The sequence below is a fragment of the Mycobacterium sp. NGS17 genome (genome assembly GCF_059813205.1).
Genome location: NZ_JCALED010000002.1, coordinates 743110 through 759082 on the forward strand (window position 1 = coordinate 743110; position 15973 = coordinate 759082).

The following is a 15973-nucleotide window of genomic DNA, read 5'->3' on the forward strand; positions in this document are numbered from 1 at the left end:
GCGGCGCCGCGGCACACGCACTAGTGACCGCAGGTGGCGCTGCGGCCCTTCATCGTCGCCACCCGCACCAGCGACTCGTCGACCTGCTGGGCCGGCAATTCCCCCGACGCGACAGCCTTTTGCAACCGGTCCAAGACCGCAGGCACCTCGTCGGTGGTGACCCACAGGGCGACGTCGACGCCGGCCCGCAGGCTGCGCAGCACCGCCTCCGACACCCCGTACCGATCGGAGATGGCGGCCATGCTGGACAGGTCGTCGCTGAACACCGGCCCGGTGAACGGCGGGCCCTTATAGCCGACGCCGTTGCGCAGCAGCTGCACCGCCTCGGGGCTCAGGCTGGCCGGGGCGTCGCCGGTGAGTCCGGGAACCTGCAAGTGGCCCACCATCACCGCGACCGGCGCAGCGGCCACCAGCGTCCGGTAGGGCACCAGATCGCTGTTCTGCAAACTGTCCAGCGGCGGCGTGACCACACCCCCGGTGTGTGAATCACCCGAGCCGTGCCCGTGGCCGGGGAAGTGCTTGAGCACCGGGAGCAGCCCGGCCTCCCGCAACCCCTGCGCATAAGCCCCGGCGTAGTCGGTGACCGTGGCCGGATCCGCGCCGAACGAGCGGTTGCCGATCACCGCGTCATCGGGCTCATCGCTGACGTCGACGACGGGCGCGAAGTCGACGGTGATGCCCAGGTCGTGCATCTTCTTGCCACGGTCGGAGGCCAGGTCATGCACCTGCTGGACGGTCTGCGTCTGCGCCAGCTCACGGGGTGACGGCGACGTCCCGATCAGCGATTTCAACCGCGAGACCCGGCCGCCCTCCTCGTCGACGCTGACGGCCAGCGGCAGGGGCCCCGCCTTGGCCGTGATGTCGGCCAGCGGGCCCTTGAAGATCGACAGGTCGGTCCAGCTGCCGATGAAGATTCCGCCCACGTGATAGCCGTTGACGACGGCCCGGGCGTCGTCGGCGTTCTTCACACCGACCATCAAAAGTTGGGCCAGCTTGTCGCGGATGTTCAGGGTGGCCGGCACCGCCGACGGGTCGGCGCACACCGGCGGCGCCGGGGCGGCCACCGGCTTGCTTGACGTGGAAGTCGACGGGCGGGGCGGGTGTGCGGCGTGGTGGCCGCAGCCGGCCACCAGCGCCGACGCGACTGCGAGCACGGCGAAGGTGCGCGAAAATGCCATCGGGCCATGCTTTCACGACGGGCGTTTCGTACCCGGCTCCAGGGGGCATCAGCGGTACGTTGCTGATCAGGGGCCTGGGGCTTGTCGGGGCGCCTTTTTGACTGGCAGGGAGGAAGCCCGCGATGAACCGTTTCACGTTGGCCGCCGCGGTCAGCGTCGCGGTCGGTTTGTCCGCCGGGGTGGCGACGACGGTCGGAATCACGCTCGCCGTCGCCGACCACAGCTTGGTGCAGGTGCCACCCGTTCAGCGCCCCGCGCTCCCGGCCGGTCCCTATCAGGTGGAATACGGCGACCGCTGTGTGCACGGACACTGTCTGCACTGGTGACCGGCGGCCCGGTGGCGGCGCGGGCTTCTGCTAGGTTGGCGCTAGGTTGAAAGTCACGACCGCAAGCCGACACTCAGGAGCCGTCGAATGAACCGGATCGTTGCGCCCGCCGCAGCGAGCGTTGTGGTTGGCCTGTTGCTCGGCGCGGCCGCGATTTTCGGGATCACGCTGATGGTCCAGCAAGACACGAAGCCGCCACTTCCCGGGGGCGATCCGCAGTCGTCAGTGCTCAACCGGGTCGAGTACGGCAACCGTAGCTAGCCGGTCGGAGGCGGGGACCGGAGCGCCGGTCTCATGCTCGACGGCCGAGCCGGTGTCGCGGCGATGGTTGTGGCTGGTCGGTTCGGTCGCGCTGGCCCTGACGTTCATCCAATCGCCCGGGCGGATCTCCCCCGACACCAAGCTCGACCTCACCGCCAACCCGCTGCGCTTTCTGGCCCGGGCGACCAACCTGTGGAACAGCGAGCTCCCGTTCGGGCAGGCGCAGAACCAGGCCTACGGCTACCTGTTTCCGCACGGCACCTTCTTTCTCCTCGGCCATGCGCTGGGCGTGCCCGGCTGGATCACCCAGCGGCTGTGGTGGGCGCTGCTGCTCACGGTTGGCTTCTGGGGGCTGCTACGGGTCGCCGAGGCGTTGCGGATCGGCAGCCCGGCGTCACGGGTGATCGCCGCGGTCGCATTCGCGCTGTCGCCTCGAGTGCTGACCACCCTCGGTTCGATCTCGTCGGAAACGCTGCCAATGATGTTGGCGCCGTGGGTCTTGCTGCCCACGATCCTGGCACTGCGAGGCTCCGGCCACCGGTCGGTGCGCGCGCTGGCCGGGCAGGCGGGGCTGGCCGTCGCGCTGATGGGTGCGGTGAACGCCATCGCGACCCTGGCCGGCTGCCTGCCGGCGGTGATCTGGTGGGCGTGCCACCGGCCGAGCCGGTTGTGGTGGCGGTACACCGGGTGGTGGCTGGTGGCGCTGCTGTTGGCCACGCTGTGGTGGGTGGTGGCGCTGGTGATGCTGCGCGCGATCAGCCCCCCGTTCCTGGACTTCATCGAGTCCTCCGGCGTGACGACGCAATGGTCGTCACTGGTCGAGATGTTGCGCGGTACCGACAGCTGGACCCCGTACGTTGCGCCGACCGCCACCGCGGGCGCTCCGCTGGTGACCGGGTCGGCCGCCGTGCTCGGAACCTGCCTGGTCGCCGCGGCCGGACTGGCGGGGCTGGCCAGCCCGGCCATGCCGGCGCGCGGGCGGCTGGTGACGATGTTGTTGACCGGGGTGGTGTTGATGGCCGCCGGATACAGCGGCGGCCTGGGCTCGCCGGTGGCGCACGCGGTGCAGGCCTTCCTGGACGCCGGTGGCGCCCCGCTGCGCAACGTGCACAAGCTCGGTTCGGTGATCAGGATCCCGGTGGTGCTGGGCCTCGCGCAGTTGCTGGGCCGGATACCGCTGCCGGGCGGCGCACCAATGTTGGTGTGGCTGCGGTCCTTTGCGCATCCCGAGCGTGACAAGCGCGTCGCGGCCGCGATCGTCGTCGTGACGGCGCTGATGGTCAGCACGTCACTGGCGTGGACCGGCCGGCTGGCCCCGCCCGGAACCTTCACCGCGATCCCGCAGTACTGGCACGAGGCCGCCGACTGGCTCACCGAACACAACACCGGGACGCCCACCCCCGGGCGGGTACTCGTGGTTCCGGGCGCGCCGTTCGCCACCCAGGTGTGGGGCACCAGCCACGACGAGCCGCTGCAGGTGCTGGGCACCAGCCCATGGGGTGTTCGCGATTCCATCCCGCTGACCCCGCCGCAGACCATCCGGGCGCTGGATTCGGTGCAGCGCTTGTTGGCCGCCGGCCGCCCGTCGGCCGGGCTGGCCGATACCCTTGCCCGCCAAGGCATTTCCTATCTGGCGCTGCGCAACGACCTGGATCCCGACACGTCGCGCTCGGCCCGCCCGGTCCTGGTGCACCGCGCGGTCGACGGGTCACCGGGGCTGCGCAAGGTCGCACAGTTCGGCGCGCCGGTGGGGCCGGGCACCCTGGCGGGTTTCGTCGCGGACAGCGGACTGCGGCCGCGATACCCGGCGGTCGAGATTTATCGGGTCGGCGGCGACACCGACCCCGCCACACCGTATTTCGTCGATACCGACCGGCTGGCCCGGGTCGACGGCGGACCCGAGGCGCTGCTGCGCCTCGACGAGCGCCGGCGACTGCTGGGTCAGCCGCCGCTGGGCCCCACGCTGCTTTCCGCGGACGCGCGGGGCACCGGGCTACCGATGAATGCAGGGGTGATGATCACCGACACCCCGGTGGCGCGGGAGACGGATTATGGCCGGGTCGACCAACATTCGTCGGCGATCCGCGCCCCCGGCGATGCGCGGCACACCTACAACCGGGTGCCCGACTACCCCGTCCCCGGCGCCGACCCGGTCGCCGGCGCCTGGTCCGGCGGGCGGATCACGGTATCGAGTTCGTCGTCGGATTCCACCGCGATGCCCGACGTCGCGCCGGCCACCTCCCCCGCCGCGGCGATCGACGGGGATTCGGCGACGGCCTGGGTGTCGAACTCGCTGCAGGCCGCCGTCGGTCAATGGATGCGGATCGACTTCGACCACCCGGTGACCAACGCGGCGATCACGCTGACGCCCAGCGCCACCGCCGTCGGCGCCCAGGTGCGCCGAATCCTGATCGAGACCGCCACCGGGAGCACCACTTTGCGCTTCGACGAGCCGGGCAAGCCGCTGGCCGCGGCACTGCCCTATGGCGAGACCCCCTGGGTGCGAATCACCGCCGCCGGCACCGACGACGGGTCCGCCGGGGTGCAGTTCGGCATCACCGACCTGTCGATCACCCAATACGACGCGTCCGGATTCGCCCACCAGGTCGAGCTGCGGCACACCGTGCGGGTGCCCGGGCCGCCGCCGGGATCGGCGGTCGCCGGGTGGGATCTGGGATCGGAACTGCTGGGCAGGCCGGGTTGCGCGCCAGCTCCCGACGGTGTGCGCTGTGCGCCGTCGATGGCCCTGGCACCGGAGGAACCGGTCAATTTCAGCCGGATGCTGACCGTGCCGACGGCGACGTCGGTGACCCCGACGGTGTGGGTGCGGCCGCGCCAAGGCCCCAAGCTGGCCGACCTGATCACTGAACCGAATGTCACCGTGGCTCATGGTGATTCGGATACCGTCGATGTTCTCGGCTCCGCGTACGCGGCCGCCGACGGCGACCCCGCCACGGCGTGGACGGCGCCGCAGCGTGTGGTGCAGCACAAGACCCCGCCGACCCTGACGCTCACGCTGCCGCGCCCCACCCAGGTCACCGGGGTGCGATTGGTCCCGAGCCGGTCGACCTTGCCCGCCCACCCGACGATGGTGGCCATCAACCTGGGCGACGGCCCGCAGGCCGCCGCGGTGCGACCCGACGGGGCGCAGATTGTGCCGCTGAAACCCCGGGTGACCGACACCGTGACGATCAGCCTGCTGAATTGGCAAGACGTCATCGACCGCAACGCTTTGGGTTTCGACCAGCTCAAGCCGCCCGGGTTGGCCGAGGTCGCGGCGCTGGGCGCCGACGGCAACCCGATCGCACCGGGCGACGCGGCCCGCAACCGCGGCCGGGAGATCGGCGTCGGATGCGACCGCGGACCCGTCATCGCGGTCGCGGGCCGGTTCGTGCACACCGCGATTCACACCACCGTGGGGGCCATCCTGGATGACGCGCCGCTGGCCGCGGTGCCCTGCGAGCGCGACCCGATCGCGCTGCCCGCGGGTCAACAGGAGCTCTTGGTCAGCCCCGGCGCCCAGTTCGTCGTCGACGGGGCCGAGCTGACCGCCTCCGCCGGCCCCGAAGCCGCACAGCCGGTGCGTGTTTCGTCATGGCGGGCGTGGGGTCCGGCCCGCCGCGAGGTACAGGCGCCCGCCTCGGCCACATCCCGGGTGCTGGTCGTCCCGGAAAGCATCAACCCGGGTTGGGTGGCGCACACCAGCGCCGGGACCCGCTTGACGCCGATCGCCGTCAACGGGTGGCAACAGGGCTGGGTGGTGCCCGCGGGCGACCCGGGCACCATCACGCTGACGTTCGCTTCCAACTCGCTCTACCGCGCGGGCCTGGCGGTGGGACTGGCCCTGCTTCCGCTGCTCGCGATGCTCGCGCTCTGGCGCACCCGGCGAAAGGACGACACAGCCGAGCCCGCACGGCCGTGGCGGCCCGGCGCATCAGCGAGCGTCGCGGCGCTGGCTGCGGCCGGCCTGATCGCCGGGTGGGGCGGCGTGGTGGTGATGGGCATCGCCCTGGGCCTGCGCTACGCGCTGCGCCGGCGGCGGTGGGAACGCCTCAGCGTGGTGTGCAGTGCCAGCGGGCTGATCCTGGCCGGGGCGGCGCTGTCGCGGCAGCCCTGGCGCTCGGCCGACGGCTACGCCGGCCATTCCGCCGGTGTCCAGCTGCTGGCACTGATTTCGGTTGCGGTGCTTGCCGCTTCGGCGGTTGCAGTACCCGAACGTGCGCAGGCGCCGCGCGACGAATAGTCGGCCGAGCTCTTGGCTACCCGTTTACCGGCTGATTGACTGGATACGCGGGTTGGCGTAGCCGCCACCAACCGAGGAGTCACGCGCCATGGACTGGTTTTCGGCACCCGAATATTGGGTGGGCAGACTGGTGCTCGAGCGCGGCGCCGCGGTGATTTACCTGCTCGGTTTCGTCGCGGCCGCGGTCCAGTTTCGCGCGCTCATCGGCGAGCGCGGCATCCTGCCCATACCGCAGTTCTTGGCCAGGCAAACCTTCTGGCGCACGCCGAGCCTTTTCCACCTGCGCTATTCCGATCGGCTGTTTTCGGCCGTCTCGTGGTTCGGCGCGGCACTGTCGGCGGCGATCGCCGTCGGGGCCGCCGACGCGGTGCCGCTGTGGGCGGCGATGGCGATGTGGCTGACGCTGTGGGTGCTTTACCTGTCGATCGTCAACGTCGGGCAGACCTGGTACTCGTTCGGCTGGGAATCGCTACTGCTCGAGACCGGGTTTTTGATGATCTTCCTCGGTAACCACGCCGTGGCGCCGCCGGTGCTGACGCTCTGGATGGTTCGGCTGCTGTTGTTCCGCGTCGAGTTCGGTGCGGGGCTGATCAAGATGCGCGGCGACCCGTGCTGGCGCGACCTGACGTGTCTGTACTACCACCATGAGACGCAGCCGATGCCTGGGCCGCTGAGCTGGTTCTTCCACCATCTGCCCAAACCGCTGCATCGGATCGAGGTGGCGGGCAACCATTTCGCGCAGCTGATCGTGCCGTTCGGACTGTTCGCCCCGCAGCCGGTGGCCGGCGTGGCCGCCGCGATCATCGTCGTCACCCAGCTGTGGCTGGTCGCCTCGGGCAATTTCGCCTGGCTCAATTGGGTGACGATAGTGCTGGCGTTCAGCGCAATCGACGACGCGTCGGTGGCGATGCTGCTGCCCGAGGGACTCGTTCCGGCACACGGGGGGCTGGCGGCGCATTTGTCACAGCCGCTGTGGTTCGTCGGCCTGGTGATCGCGGTGACGGCCGCGGTGTTGTTCATGAGCTACTGGCCGTTGGCCAACATGTTGTCGTCGCGGCAGCGAATGAATGTGTCGTTCAACTCGTTTCATCTGGTCAACACCTACGGGGCGTTCGGCAGTATCGGGCGGATCCGTCGGGAGGTGGTGATCGAAGGCACCGACGAGGCGCTGATCACCGCCCAAACCGTCTGGAAGGAATACGAATTCAAGGGCAAGCCGGGGGCGGTGCGCCGGTTGCCGCGACAGTGGGCCCCGTATCATCTGCGCCTGGACTGGCTGATGTGGTTCGCCGCGATCTCGCCCGGCTACGCGCAGCCATGGCTGAGACCCTTCATGCAGCGGTTGCTGCAAAACGATCGGGCGACGCTACGCTTGTTGCGCCACAACCCTTTTCCCGAATCTCCGCCCCGCTTGGTGCGGGCCCAGCTCTACCAGTATCGCTTCACCACACCGGCGGAGCTGCGCCGTGACCGGGCCTGGTGGCATCGCGCCCTGGTCGGCGGTTACGTGCCACCGATGGCCCTGTCGACGGCGACCAGCGCCGGGTGAGGCTGTCCTACTTCTGGTAGGACAGCGCTCCGGTGCCCGCGAGCCGTCCGCCCTCGACGATCAGGTACTCGGGACGGATGGGCTTGCCGGCGAACCAGCTCTCCAGGATCTCCCGGGTGCCGGCGGCGTAACGCGCCTGAGCGGACAACGTGGTACCCGAAACATGCGGCGTCATGGCGTTATTCGGCATGGTCCGCCAGGGGTGGTCGGGCGGCGGGGGCTGCGGGTACCACACGTCACCGGCGTAGCCCGCGAGCTGCCCGGATTTCAGGGCGGCGACGATCGCTTCCGGCACCGTCTCCTCGGCGCGGGCGGTGTTGACGATGTAGGAGCCCCGCCGCATCGTCGAGATCAGCTGCTCGTTGAACATCCTGCGGGTGTCGTCGTACAGCGGCGAATGGACGGACACCACGTCGACGGCCTGCACCAGCGACTCCACGTCGGGGTGAAACGTCACATTGAGTTGTTTCTCCACGTCCGGCGCCAGCCGGCGGGTATCGGTGTAGTGCAGGTTGACGTCGAACGGCGCCAGCCGACGCAGTACCGCACGCCCGATCCGGCCGGCGGCGATGACGCCGACGTCCATGCCCTCGAGGTCGTAAGCGCGCTCGACGCAGTCGGCGATGTTCCAGCCGCCTTCGGCGGCCCACCGATGCGACGGCACGAAATTGCGCACCAGCGCGAGGATCTGCATCACCGCATGCTCGGCGACGCTGATGCTGTTGCTGTACGTCACCTCGGCGACGGTGATCCCGCGTTCTTTCGCCGCGTCCAGATCCACGTGGTCGGAGCCGATGCCCGCGGTCAACGCCAGCTTCAGTTTGGGCGCCTTGGCGATGCGTTCCTTCGTCAGGTAGGCCGGCCAAAACGGTTGCGAGATCACGATGTCGGCGTCGGCCAGCTCACGCTCGAATTCCGAGTCGGGGCCCTCCTTGTCGGACGTCACCACCAACTCGTGCCCGGCGTCTTCGAAGAACTTGCGCAGCCCCAGCTCACCCGAGACGCAGCCGAGCAGGTCACCGGGCGTGAAGTCGATCTTGGACGGAGTCGGCACGGTGCTGCCGTCGGGATATGCGTGGATCGTCGGGATGCTGTCGCGCGCGTAGGTCGGCGGGTAGCCATCGACGGGGTCGGGGTAGAGCACCATCACACACTTGGCCATTGAAGTCCTCCTTGAGCGGAATCAATCCCAGTCTCAGAGGGCGCTCACGTCGTGTCAAAGACGCGGCTCCGACCGGCTGATAGGCAACGCCGATCACTCGAGGCTGAGTCAGGGCAACTCGCTGAGCGCCGCACCGATGCAGGCCTCGCGCGCGGTTCGTCGCAATGCGCGCGCCAGCAACGAGCCCGGCTCCGCCCTGTTGGTCACCAGCGCTATCAGCGCCGTGACCGAGGGGCGCCGCAGCCTCAGCACGCTGACTCCGACCGGTACGCCCAGGGTGTGAATCCACGGCTGCGGCACGATGCTCGCCCACCGGCCGGTGCGAACGTGCGCGAATAGCGCGGCCACGGAATCGGTTTCCAGCTGCGGGGTGACCTGCAGGCCGTGGGTGGCCAGCGCATCGTCGATGAGCCGACGCCCCCGCATGCCCTGAGTGAGCAGACACAGCGGTAGCTGCACGGCTTCGGACCACGCGATGGTTTCCGCCTTACCGCCGAGAAGCTCGGCGGCGGCGATGAGCACCGGCTGCTCGTGGTACAGCGGAGTCACCAGCAGATCGGCCGTGTCCTGCTGGTCGGGGTAGAGGATGCCCGCGTCCAATTCGAAGTTGCGGACCCGTTCGACGATCCCGGCCGAGCGCAGGTTGACCTCGAGCCGAATGCGCACCAAGGGGTGTGCCGCACAAAACGGATCCGTAAGCAGCGCAACGGTAGTCGAGGCGGCCGGCACCACGCCGAGCCGCAATTCGCCGGTGAGGCCGGCGCGCAACGCGGTGACTTCCTGTTCCATGGCGTCGCGGTCGGCCAGGATGCGCCGCGCCCACGGCACCAGCCGCTCACCTTCTGGAGTCAGGCCCTCGAACTTCTGTCCGCGCCGCACCAGCGGGACGTTGAGTTCGGCTTCGAGCTTGCGGATCGCTTCCGACAGCGCGGGTTGCGACACGTAACAGGCCCTCGCGGCGCGCGCGAAGTGACGCTCCTGAGCGAGCGCGACGAAGTATTCCAGCTGACGGAACAGCATGAGCCATTCGATCATGCCGCCGGCCGTTAGCGGGTACTCGTCTTGGCGACCGAAGGTTCAGCCGTGACACGAAGTATGCGAAGGAGGCGCGGTGCCCAAACAGTTCGAAGTCGGAGATCACGTCAGGTGGAATTCCGAAGCCGGCCGGGTGAGCGGCACCATCGTGAAAAAGCACACCCGCGACACCGAGTACAAAGGCCACAAACGGCACTGCACCGAAGACGACCCGCAATACGAGATCAAAAGCGACAAAACCGACCACGTCGCGATGCACAAGGGCGACACTCTGGAGAAGATCGACTAGAGCCGGCACGGCACAAGCATGGGCGAGCACGACGAGATCTGGACCATCGGACACTGGACATGCCCGGTGCCGACCTTCTTGGAGCCCCTGGATGACGCCCGCATCGACCTGCTCGCCGATGTGCGCGCTCAGCCTGGCTCGCGACGCAGCCCCCAGTTCGGCAGCGCAGAGATGGCGCGCTGGCTGGGTGACGCCGGCATCGGTTACATCCACCTTCCCGAGCTCGGCGGACGCCGCCGTCAGCAAAGCGTCGATCCCGCCATCAACGCCGGCTGGCAAAACGCGAGCTTCAAGAATTACGCCGACTACACCCTCACCGGCGAATACCAGCGCGGCCTCACCCGGCTGATCACCCTGGCCCGGTCACACCGACTGGCGATCATGTGTGGCGAGCCGATGCCCTGGCGATGCCACCGGCAGCTGATCGCGAACAACCTTGTCGCCCAAGGGTGGACGGTATGGCACCTGATGAGCGGGTCCGTCCCGCGTCAGCACCGGCTCGGTCAATGGGGCGCCACGCCCGTCGTCGACGAGCGCGGGCACGTGACGTACCCGGCGGAGCCGACGTTGTCGGAGCTAACCGACGTATCAGATCAGGAGGCGGGGCCGTAGCCGCGACGCGGTGACATCAACTCCGGCGGCGACGTCGTCGATCAGCGCGTTGACGTACTCCACCAATCCGGCGACGTCGATGTCGTGCGGCGCCGGCCCATCCGCGTCGCCGAGATGGCCTGCCGCGCGACGGAGCAACGTGGTTGCCCCATTCGGGTTGCCCCGCTGGACGTGGGTAATCCCCACCGCGAGCTGAGTCAGGCCTTGCCACAGTGGCTGCTCGTTATTTGGACCGTTCTTCCACGCGGCCTCTAAAACCTCGTGGGCGTTGAAGGCGAGACCGCGATCCAGCAGATCCTGGGCATAGGCGAGGGTCTCGGCCGGCGCCAGCGTCAGGTCATCCGGGACGCGTGGCACACCCGCGCTGCCGGGCGGAAGTGGTCGGCCAAAAGCGTCGCGCGGCCGGGCATTTCGCGGCCGACCCGATTCGTCACGATCGCGCTCCGACATCTGCAACGGTTTCCCGAACTACAGAGTTTCGTCTAACTCACCGAGGCGGTCGGTCAGCCGCAGGTTCTCGGAGTAGTCGACCGGGCAACTGATCAGCGAGACGCCGTCGTCGTCGAGCGCGGTCCGCAGGGTCGGCAGCAGCTCCTCGGCGCTGTTTATCCGGTATCCCTTGGCGCCGAAGCTTTCCGCGTAGGTCACCACGTCCGGGTTGTTGAACTTCACGTAGTAGTGCTCGCCGAGTTCGAGGTCCATCTTCCATTCGATGAGGCCGTAACCGCCGTCCTCCCAAATCAGCACCACCAGCGGGATCCGCTCGCGCACGGCGGTCTCGATCTCTTGCGAGTTCATCAGGAATGCGCCGTCGCCGACGACGGCCAGCACCTTGGCTTCCGGTTGGGCAAGCTTGACGCCCAGCGCCCCGGGAAGGGCGAAGCTCATGGTGGACAACCCGTTTGAGATCAAGCAGGTGTTCCGCTCGTAGGTCGGGTAGAGGCGGGCCATCCACATCTTGGTCGCGCCGGTGTCGACCAGGACGACGTCACTGCGGCCCAGCGCCGCACGGGTGTCGGCCACCACCCGCGCCGGCGCTAGCGGGTAGCGCGAATCCTGTTGTCCCCGTTCGAATTCCTCGGCCAGCAGACCCGAGCCGGGGACGTCGGCGGCGTGAGCGAAGGTGTGACCGGACAGCGCGTCGGTGAGGGCGTTCAAGGAATCGCTGATGTCACCGATGATCCCCACGTCGACCGAGTAGTGCGCGTCGACCTCGGCCGGGAACCGGTGAACGTGGATGATCCTCTTGTCGGCCTGCGGGTTGATCCGCACCGGGTCGAACTCCTGCAGCTCGTAGCCGACGGCGATGACGGCGTCGGCGTTGTCGAACCCGAAGTTGACGTAGTCGTGCCGCATGAAGCCCAGCGTGCCGATGCTGTTGGGGTGATCGTCGGGCATGACTCCCTTGCCGTGGAAGGTGTTGGCGACCTGGATGCCGAATTCCTCGGAGAAGCGCACCAGGGCTTTGGTGGCGTCGGCGCGCGCGGCGCCGTGCCCGGCCAGCAGCACCGGCCGCTTCGCGTTGCGCAGGACGTCGACGGCGCGCGCCACCTGGCGGGGGGCCGGGGCGTCCGCGCGTACGACGTTGCGAGGCAACGGTCGCAGGTCGTAGTCGGCCTCGTCGGCATCGATGTGCTCGGGCACGGCCAGATATACCGCGGCCGGCCGCTCCGCCTCGGAGACTTTGAACGCCTTACGGACCATCTCGGGGATGGCGCGCGCGGTAGGGATGCCGGCCGCCCACCGGGTGATGGGGGCGAACATCGACACCAGGTCGACGTACTGGTGCGACTCCTTGAACTCCCGGTCGTGGCCCACCTGCGCGGAGATGGCGACCAGCGGGGTGCTGTTGGTGGTGGCGTCGGCGACACCGAGTTGCATGTTGATCGCGCCGGGGCCCAATGTGGCCGACACCACCGCGGCCCGGCCGGTGACCCTGCCGTACATCTCCGCCATGAACGAGGCGGCCTGCTCGTGCCGGGTGAGCACATACCGGATGCTCGACGACGCGAGCGCCTGCACGAACCGGATGTTCTCCTCGCCGGGAACCCCGAATACGACGGAAACACCCTCGTTTTCCAGGCACTTGACGATCAGCTCAGCGGCCTTGCTCATCCGACACCTCCCTTAGGGGAACGATAGTGGCAGGCTAGGTGTTGGACTTTTCAGCCACGAACCCGATGAAGGAGGGCCGACGTGCCCATCGCCACCATTAACCCGGCTACCGGCGAAACAGTGAAGACCTTCACCGCGGCCACCGATCAAGAAGTCGATGCCGCGATTGCCCGTGCCTACGACCGCTTCCTCGACTACCGCCACAACACCACGTTTGCCCAGCGCGCCCAGTGGGCAAACGCGACCGCCGACCTGCTGGAGGCCGAGGCCGACGACGTCGCGGCCATGATGACGCTGGAGATGGGCAAGACCCTGAAGTCGGCCAAGGCCGAAGCGCTGAAGTGCGCCAAGGGTTTTCGCTACTACGCCGAAAACGCCGAGCAGCTGCTGGCCGACGAGCCGGCCGACGCCGAGGCGGTGGGCGCGAAGAAGGCCTACACCCGCTACCAGCCGCTCGGGGTGGTGCTGGCGGTGATGCCGTGGAACTTCCCGCTGTGGCAGGCCGTGCGGTTCGCCGCACCGGCGCTGATGGCGGGCAACGTCGGGATCCTCAAGCACGCGTCGAACGTGCCGCAGAGCGCGCTGTACCTCGCCGACGTCATCGCCCGCGGCGGCTTCCCCGAGGGATGTTTCCAGACCCTGCTCGTCTCCTCCAGCGCGGTCGAGCGCATCCTGCGCGACCCCCGGGTCGCGGCTGCGACCCTGACCGGAAGCGAACCGGCCGGCCAGTCGGTGGCGGCCATCGCCGGCGACGAGATCAAACCGACCGTCCTCGAGCTAGGCGGCAGCGACCCGTTCATCGTGATGCCGTCGGCCAACCTGGACGAGGCCGCCAAGACCGCGGTGACCGCCCGGGTGCAGAACAACGGCCAATCGTGCATCGCCGCAAAGCGGTTCATCGTGCACACCGACATCTACGACGCGTTCGTCGACAAGTTCACCGAGCAGATGGAGGCGCTGACCGTCGGCGACCCGACCGACCCGGACACCGACGTGGGCCCGTTGGCCACCGAATCGGGCCGCGACGAGATCGCCAAGCAGGTCGACGACGCCGCCGCGGCGGGCGCCAAGGTGCGGCTCGGCGGCAAGCCCATCGATGGGCCGGGGTGGTTCTATCCGCCGACCGTCGTCACCGACATCACCAAGGACATGGCCCTCTACACCGAGGAGGTGTTCGGCCCCGTCGCGTCGATGTACCGGGCCGCGGACATCGACGAGGCCATCGAGATCGCCAACGCCACCACGTTCGGCCTGGGCTCCAACGCCTGGACCAACGACGAGGCCGAGCAGCAGCGGTTCATCGACGACATCGAGGCCGGCCAGGTCTTCATCAACGGGATGACGGTGTCCTATCCCGAGCTGGGGTTCGGCGGCGTCAAGCGGTCCGGGTACGGACGCGAACTCGCGGGGCTTGGCATCCGCGCATTCGTCAACGCCAAAACCGTGTGGGTCGGGGAATCCGAAAGCGGCTCCTCGTCGGGCGACGACAAGGTCGAGTGAGGTTCCGCCGCTAGACGGCCGCCAGCGCCCGCTCGTCCTCGTCGGCGAAGGTGTCCTCGAGCTGCAGCGGTGAGTAGTCGAGGTCGATCTCGCCCAGCGGGCGCCCGCGGGCGCTCGAGATGGTGCCGAAGCGTCGCATCCCCTTGTCGGCGGCGTACTGCATGAACTCGTCCACCGACAGCCCGAAGGGCATCGGATCGTAGAGGGCGAAGCCTTCCTCGATCAGACGCAGGCCGAGCGGCATCAGCTCGTTCATCCGGGTTTCGAAGACGCCCCAGTTGGCGTCGTCGGCGGCGACGTGGCGCCGGCAGGTGAAGGTGCCCCACGCCATGTGCCGTCGCTCGTCGTCGCCGATGCGCCGCACCAACTCCTGCATGCCGGGCAGGATGCCGCGTTCCACACAGATCTTGTGCCAGCCGAAGTAACCGGTCAGCGCCAGCATGCCTTCGACCATGTGGTTGTAGGTCACCGACGCCCGCACCTGGGCGGCCGGCGACGGATCGACCGTCAGCGCGTGCAGGCAGTCCGGCAGCTCCTCGTAGAAGATCGTGCGGTAGGTCGGCACGTCTTCGAGGAAGTCGTGCAGATCCTCGGTGATGCCGACGGCGTCCAGCCACATGCGGAACACCTGGACGTGTTTGGCCTCCTCGAAGGCGAACTGCGTCAGATACATCTCGTCGCCGAGCCGGCCTTCGGCCCGCATCGCGGCCATGAAGGGCTGAATGTCCTGGGTCACCGATTCCTCGCCGGCGATGAACTCGGCGCACAACCGGGTCGCGTAGTGGCGTTCGTCCTCGGTCAGGCGTTCCCAGTCCTCGCGATCGCGGGAAAAGTCGATGTCGGCCGGATTCCAGAACTTCGCGTTGCCGCCCGCAAAAAGCTTGAGCGGCAAGCTGTCCCAGTTCAGACCGCCCTCGACCATCGAGGCTATACGGGTTCTGTTCATGTGACCTCCTCAGATCGTTTAGGGGCTGAGCCGACCGGCGGGGTTTTCGGCGCGGCCGAGAACGCGGCGGCCAGCACGGACACGAGCCGGCGCACCGCCAGTGCGGGCTGCTCCGGGGTCGGCTCGTCGAGCCCCAGAACCGGATCCAGCCCGCGCATGTAGGGCGCCAGTGCCAGGTGCGGAAAGATCAACAGCAGCAACGACAACAGCGCATCCGTGTCGGAATCCGCGCGCAGGTCGCCGCGGATGTGCGCCTCGCGGACGAGCGGGCGCATCACTTCCAGGTAGTGGCGGTGGATGACGTTCTGCACGCTGACGCGGGCTTCGGTGTCGACCTCCAGGGTCGCCGCCGCGTGCAGCGCGCGTTCGTGCGGATGGTCCGCGAAGTAGGCCACCCACGCGTCGAGCCAATCGGTGAGAAAGTCGAAGAAGGGCCGGCTCGGGTCGAGTTCGCGAATGCGGTCCTCCATGTAGGCCCGCACCCGCTGGCTGCCGATGTCGGCGATGAACGCATACAGGTCACGCTTGTCCGCGAAATACTGAAACAGGCTGCCTTTGGCGACCCCGGCGCGGCGTGCGATGACGTTCAGGCTGCCCCGGGAGAACCCATGGGCCCCGAACTCCGACTCCGCGGCTTCGATGATCGCGGCGCGACGGGCGGGATCGACGCGCGCCCAGGTGACCGTTGGCAATGACCCTCCTCAACTTAATGACCACTGGTCATCCTACTGTGATGGAGCTCACAGTCAAGGGTGGG

General features: G+C 68.4%; 14 protein-coding genes. 7 read left to right on the top strand and 7 right to left on the bottom strand.

The window, feature by feature from the left end:
- Window positions 1–20: 20 nt before the first annotated feature.
- Window positions 21–1178: a glycoside hydrolase family 3 N-terminal domain-containing protein gene (locus AC5Y7E_RS07700; RefSeq protein ID WP_499948262.1), complete on the bottom strand. Its 1158-nt coding sequence runs from the start codon at window positions 1176–1178 to the stop codon at window positions 21–23.
- A gap of 122 nt (window positions 1179–1300) precedes the next feature.
- Between AC5Y7E_RS07700 and AC5Y7E_RS07705 the strand changes: the two genes are divergently transcribed.
- The 4 genes from AC5Y7E_RS07705 to AC5Y7E_RS07720 all read left to right on the top strand — a co-directional run bounded on the left by AC5Y7E_RS07705 (window position 1301) and on the right by AC5Y7E_RS07720 (window position 7557).
- On the top strand, window positions 1301–1504 hold the full coding sequence (locus AC5Y7E_RS07705) for a DUF2613 family protein (protein ID WP_499948264.1): 204 nt from the start codon (window positions 1301–1303) through the stop codon (window positions 1502–1504).
- A gap of 87 nt (window positions 1505–1591) precedes the next feature.
- Window positions 1592–1765 (top strand): DUF2613 domain-containing protein, encoded by a 174-nt coding sequence (locus tag AC5Y7E_RS07710; protein ID WP_007769006.1) that lies wholly within the window; start codon window positions 1592–1594, stop codon window positions 1763–1765.
- A 52-nt stretch (window positions 1766–1817) separates the two neighbouring features.
- Window positions 1818–6008 carry an alpha-(1->3)-arabinofuranosyltransferase domain-containing protein gene (locus tag AC5Y7E_RS07715; protein WP_499948265.1) on the top strand — a complete coding sequence of 1397 codons (4191 nt, stop codon included), beginning with the start codon at window positions 1818–1820 and terminating at the stop codon, window positions 6006–6008.
- An 88-nt stretch (window positions 6009–6096) separates the two neighbouring features.
- A complete protein-coding gene (locus AC5Y7E_RS07720; RefSeq protein ID WP_499948266.1) occupies window positions 6097–7557 on the top strand; it encodes a lipase maturation factor family protein in 1461 nt (486 codons plus the stop codon).
- A gap of 7 nt (window positions 7558–7564) precedes the next feature.
- On the opposite strand, the gene AC5Y7E_RS07725 is transcribed toward AC5Y7E_RS07720, so the two are convergent.
- Both AC5Y7E_RS07725 and AC5Y7E_RS07730 read right to left on the bottom strand, forming a co-directional pair.
- Complete coding sequence (locus AC5Y7E_RS07725; RefSeq protein WP_499948268.1) at window positions 7565–8719, bottom strand: NAD-dependent formate dehydrogenase; 1155 nt, start codon at window positions 8717–8719, stop codon at window positions 7565–7567.
- 108 nt (window positions 8720–8827) lie between these two features.
- Complete coding sequence (locus tag AC5Y7E_RS07730) at window positions 8828–9739, bottom strand: LysR family transcriptional regulator (RefSeq protein ID WP_499948342.1); 912 nt, start codon at window positions 9737–9739, stop codon at window positions 8828–8830.
- A gap of 91 nt (window positions 9740–9830) precedes the next feature.
- Between AC5Y7E_RS07730 and AC5Y7E_RS07735 the strand changes: the two genes are divergently transcribed.
- Both AC5Y7E_RS07735 and AC5Y7E_RS07740 read left to right on the top strand, forming a co-directional pair.
- Complete coding sequence (locus tag AC5Y7E_RS07735; protein WP_499948270.1) at window positions 9831–10043, top strand: hypervirulence associated TUDOR domain-containing protein; 213 nt, start codon at window positions 9831–9833, stop codon at window positions 10041–10043.
- Between the two features lie 18 nt (window positions 10044–10061).
- On the top strand, window positions 10062–10655 hold the full coding sequence (locus tag AC5Y7E_RS07740) for a DUF488 domain-containing protein (protein WP_499948272.1): 594 nt from the start codon (window positions 10062–10064) through the stop codon (window positions 10653–10655).
- Here AC5Y7E_RS07740 and AC5Y7E_RS07745 read toward each other — a convergent pair.
- Entirely contained in the window at window positions 10632–11105 is a 474-nt protein-coding gene (locus AC5Y7E_RS07745) for a DUF309 domain-containing protein (RefSeq protein WP_499948274.1), read from the bottom strand. The two genes, AC5Y7E_RS07740 and AC5Y7E_RS07745, sit on opposite strands and share 24 nt — an antisense overlap.
- 18 nt (window positions 11106–11123) lie before the next feature.
- Window positions 11124–12770 carry an acetolactate synthase large subunit gene (locus tag AC5Y7E_RS07750; protein WP_499948276.1) on the bottom strand — a complete coding sequence of 549 codons (1647 nt, stop codon included), beginning with the start codon at window positions 12768–12770 and terminating at the stop codon, window positions 11124–11126.
- Window positions 12771–12851: 81 nt separating this feature from the next.
- On the opposite strand from AC5Y7E_RS07750, the gene AC5Y7E_RS07755 reads away from it, so the two are divergent.
- On the top strand, window positions 12852–14270 hold the full coding sequence (locus AC5Y7E_RS07755) for an NADP-dependent succinic semialdehyde dehydrogenase (protein ID WP_499917762.1): 1419 nt from the start codon (window positions 12852–12854) through the stop codon (window positions 14268–14270).
- Window positions 14271–14280: 10 nt separating this feature from the next.
- On the opposite strand, the gene AC5Y7E_RS07760 is transcribed toward AC5Y7E_RS07755, so the two are convergent.
- Window positions 14281–15216, bottom strand: a complete 936-nt coding sequence (locus AC5Y7E_RS07760) for a R2-like ligand-binding oxidase (RefSeq protein WP_499948278.1) — start codon at window positions 15214–15216, stop codon at window positions 14281–14283.
- Window positions 15213–15908 carry a TetR/AcrR family transcriptional regulator gene (locus AC5Y7E_RS07765; protein ID WP_499948280.1) on the bottom strand — a complete coding sequence of 232 codons (696 nt, stop codon included), beginning with the start codon at window positions 15906–15908 and terminating at the stop codon, window positions 15213–15215. The genes AC5Y7E_RS07760 and AC5Y7E_RS07765 overlap by 4 nt, the downstream gene beginning before the upstream one ends.
- Window positions 15909–15973 lie beyond the last annotated feature (65 nt).

Excerpts from the sequence above, each read along its gene's own strand:
- AC5Y7E_RS07700 (WP_499948262.1), bottom strand. The coding sequence starts at position 1,178 with ATGGCATTTTCGCGCACCTTCGCCGTGCTCGCAGTCGCGTCGGCGCTG.
- AC5Y7E_RS07705 (WP_499948264.1), top strand. The coding sequence starts at position 1,301 with ATGAACCGTTTCACGTTGGCCGCCGCGGTCAGCGTCGCGGTCGGTTTG.
- AC5Y7E_RS07710 (WP_007769006.1), top strand. The coding sequence starts at position 1,592 with ATGAACCGGATCGTTGCGCCCGCCGCAGCGAGCGTTGTGGTTGGCCTG.
- AC5Y7E_RS07720 (WP_499948266.1), top strand. The coding sequence starts at position 6,097 with ATGGACTGGTTTTCGGCACCCGAATATTGGGTGGGCAGACTGGTGCTC.
- AC5Y7E_RS07725 (WP_499948268.1), bottom strand. The coding sequence starts at position 8,719 with ATGGCCAAGTGTGTGATGGTGCTCTACCCCGACCCCGTCGATGGCTAC.
- AC5Y7E_RS07730 (WP_499948342.1), bottom strand. The coding sequence starts at position 9,739 with ATGCTGTTCCGTCAGCTGGAATACTTCGTCGCGCTCGCTCAGGAGCGT.
- AC5Y7E_RS07740 (WP_499948272.1), top strand. The coding sequence starts at position 10,062 with ATGGGCGAGCACGACGAGATCTGGACCATCGGACACTGGACATGCCCG.
- AC5Y7E_RS07745 (WP_499948274.1), bottom strand. The coding sequence starts at position 11,105 with ATGTCGGAGCGCGATCGTGACGAATCGGGTCGGCCGCGAAATGCCCGG.
- AC5Y7E_RS07750 (WP_499948276.1), bottom strand. The coding sequence starts at position 12,770 with ATGAGCAAGGCCGCTGAGCTGATCGTCAAGTGCCTGGAAAACGAGGGT.
- AC5Y7E_RS07760 (WP_499948278.1), bottom strand. The coding sequence starts at position 15,216 with ATGAACAGAACCCGTATAGCCTCGATGGTCGAGGGCGGTCTGAACTGG.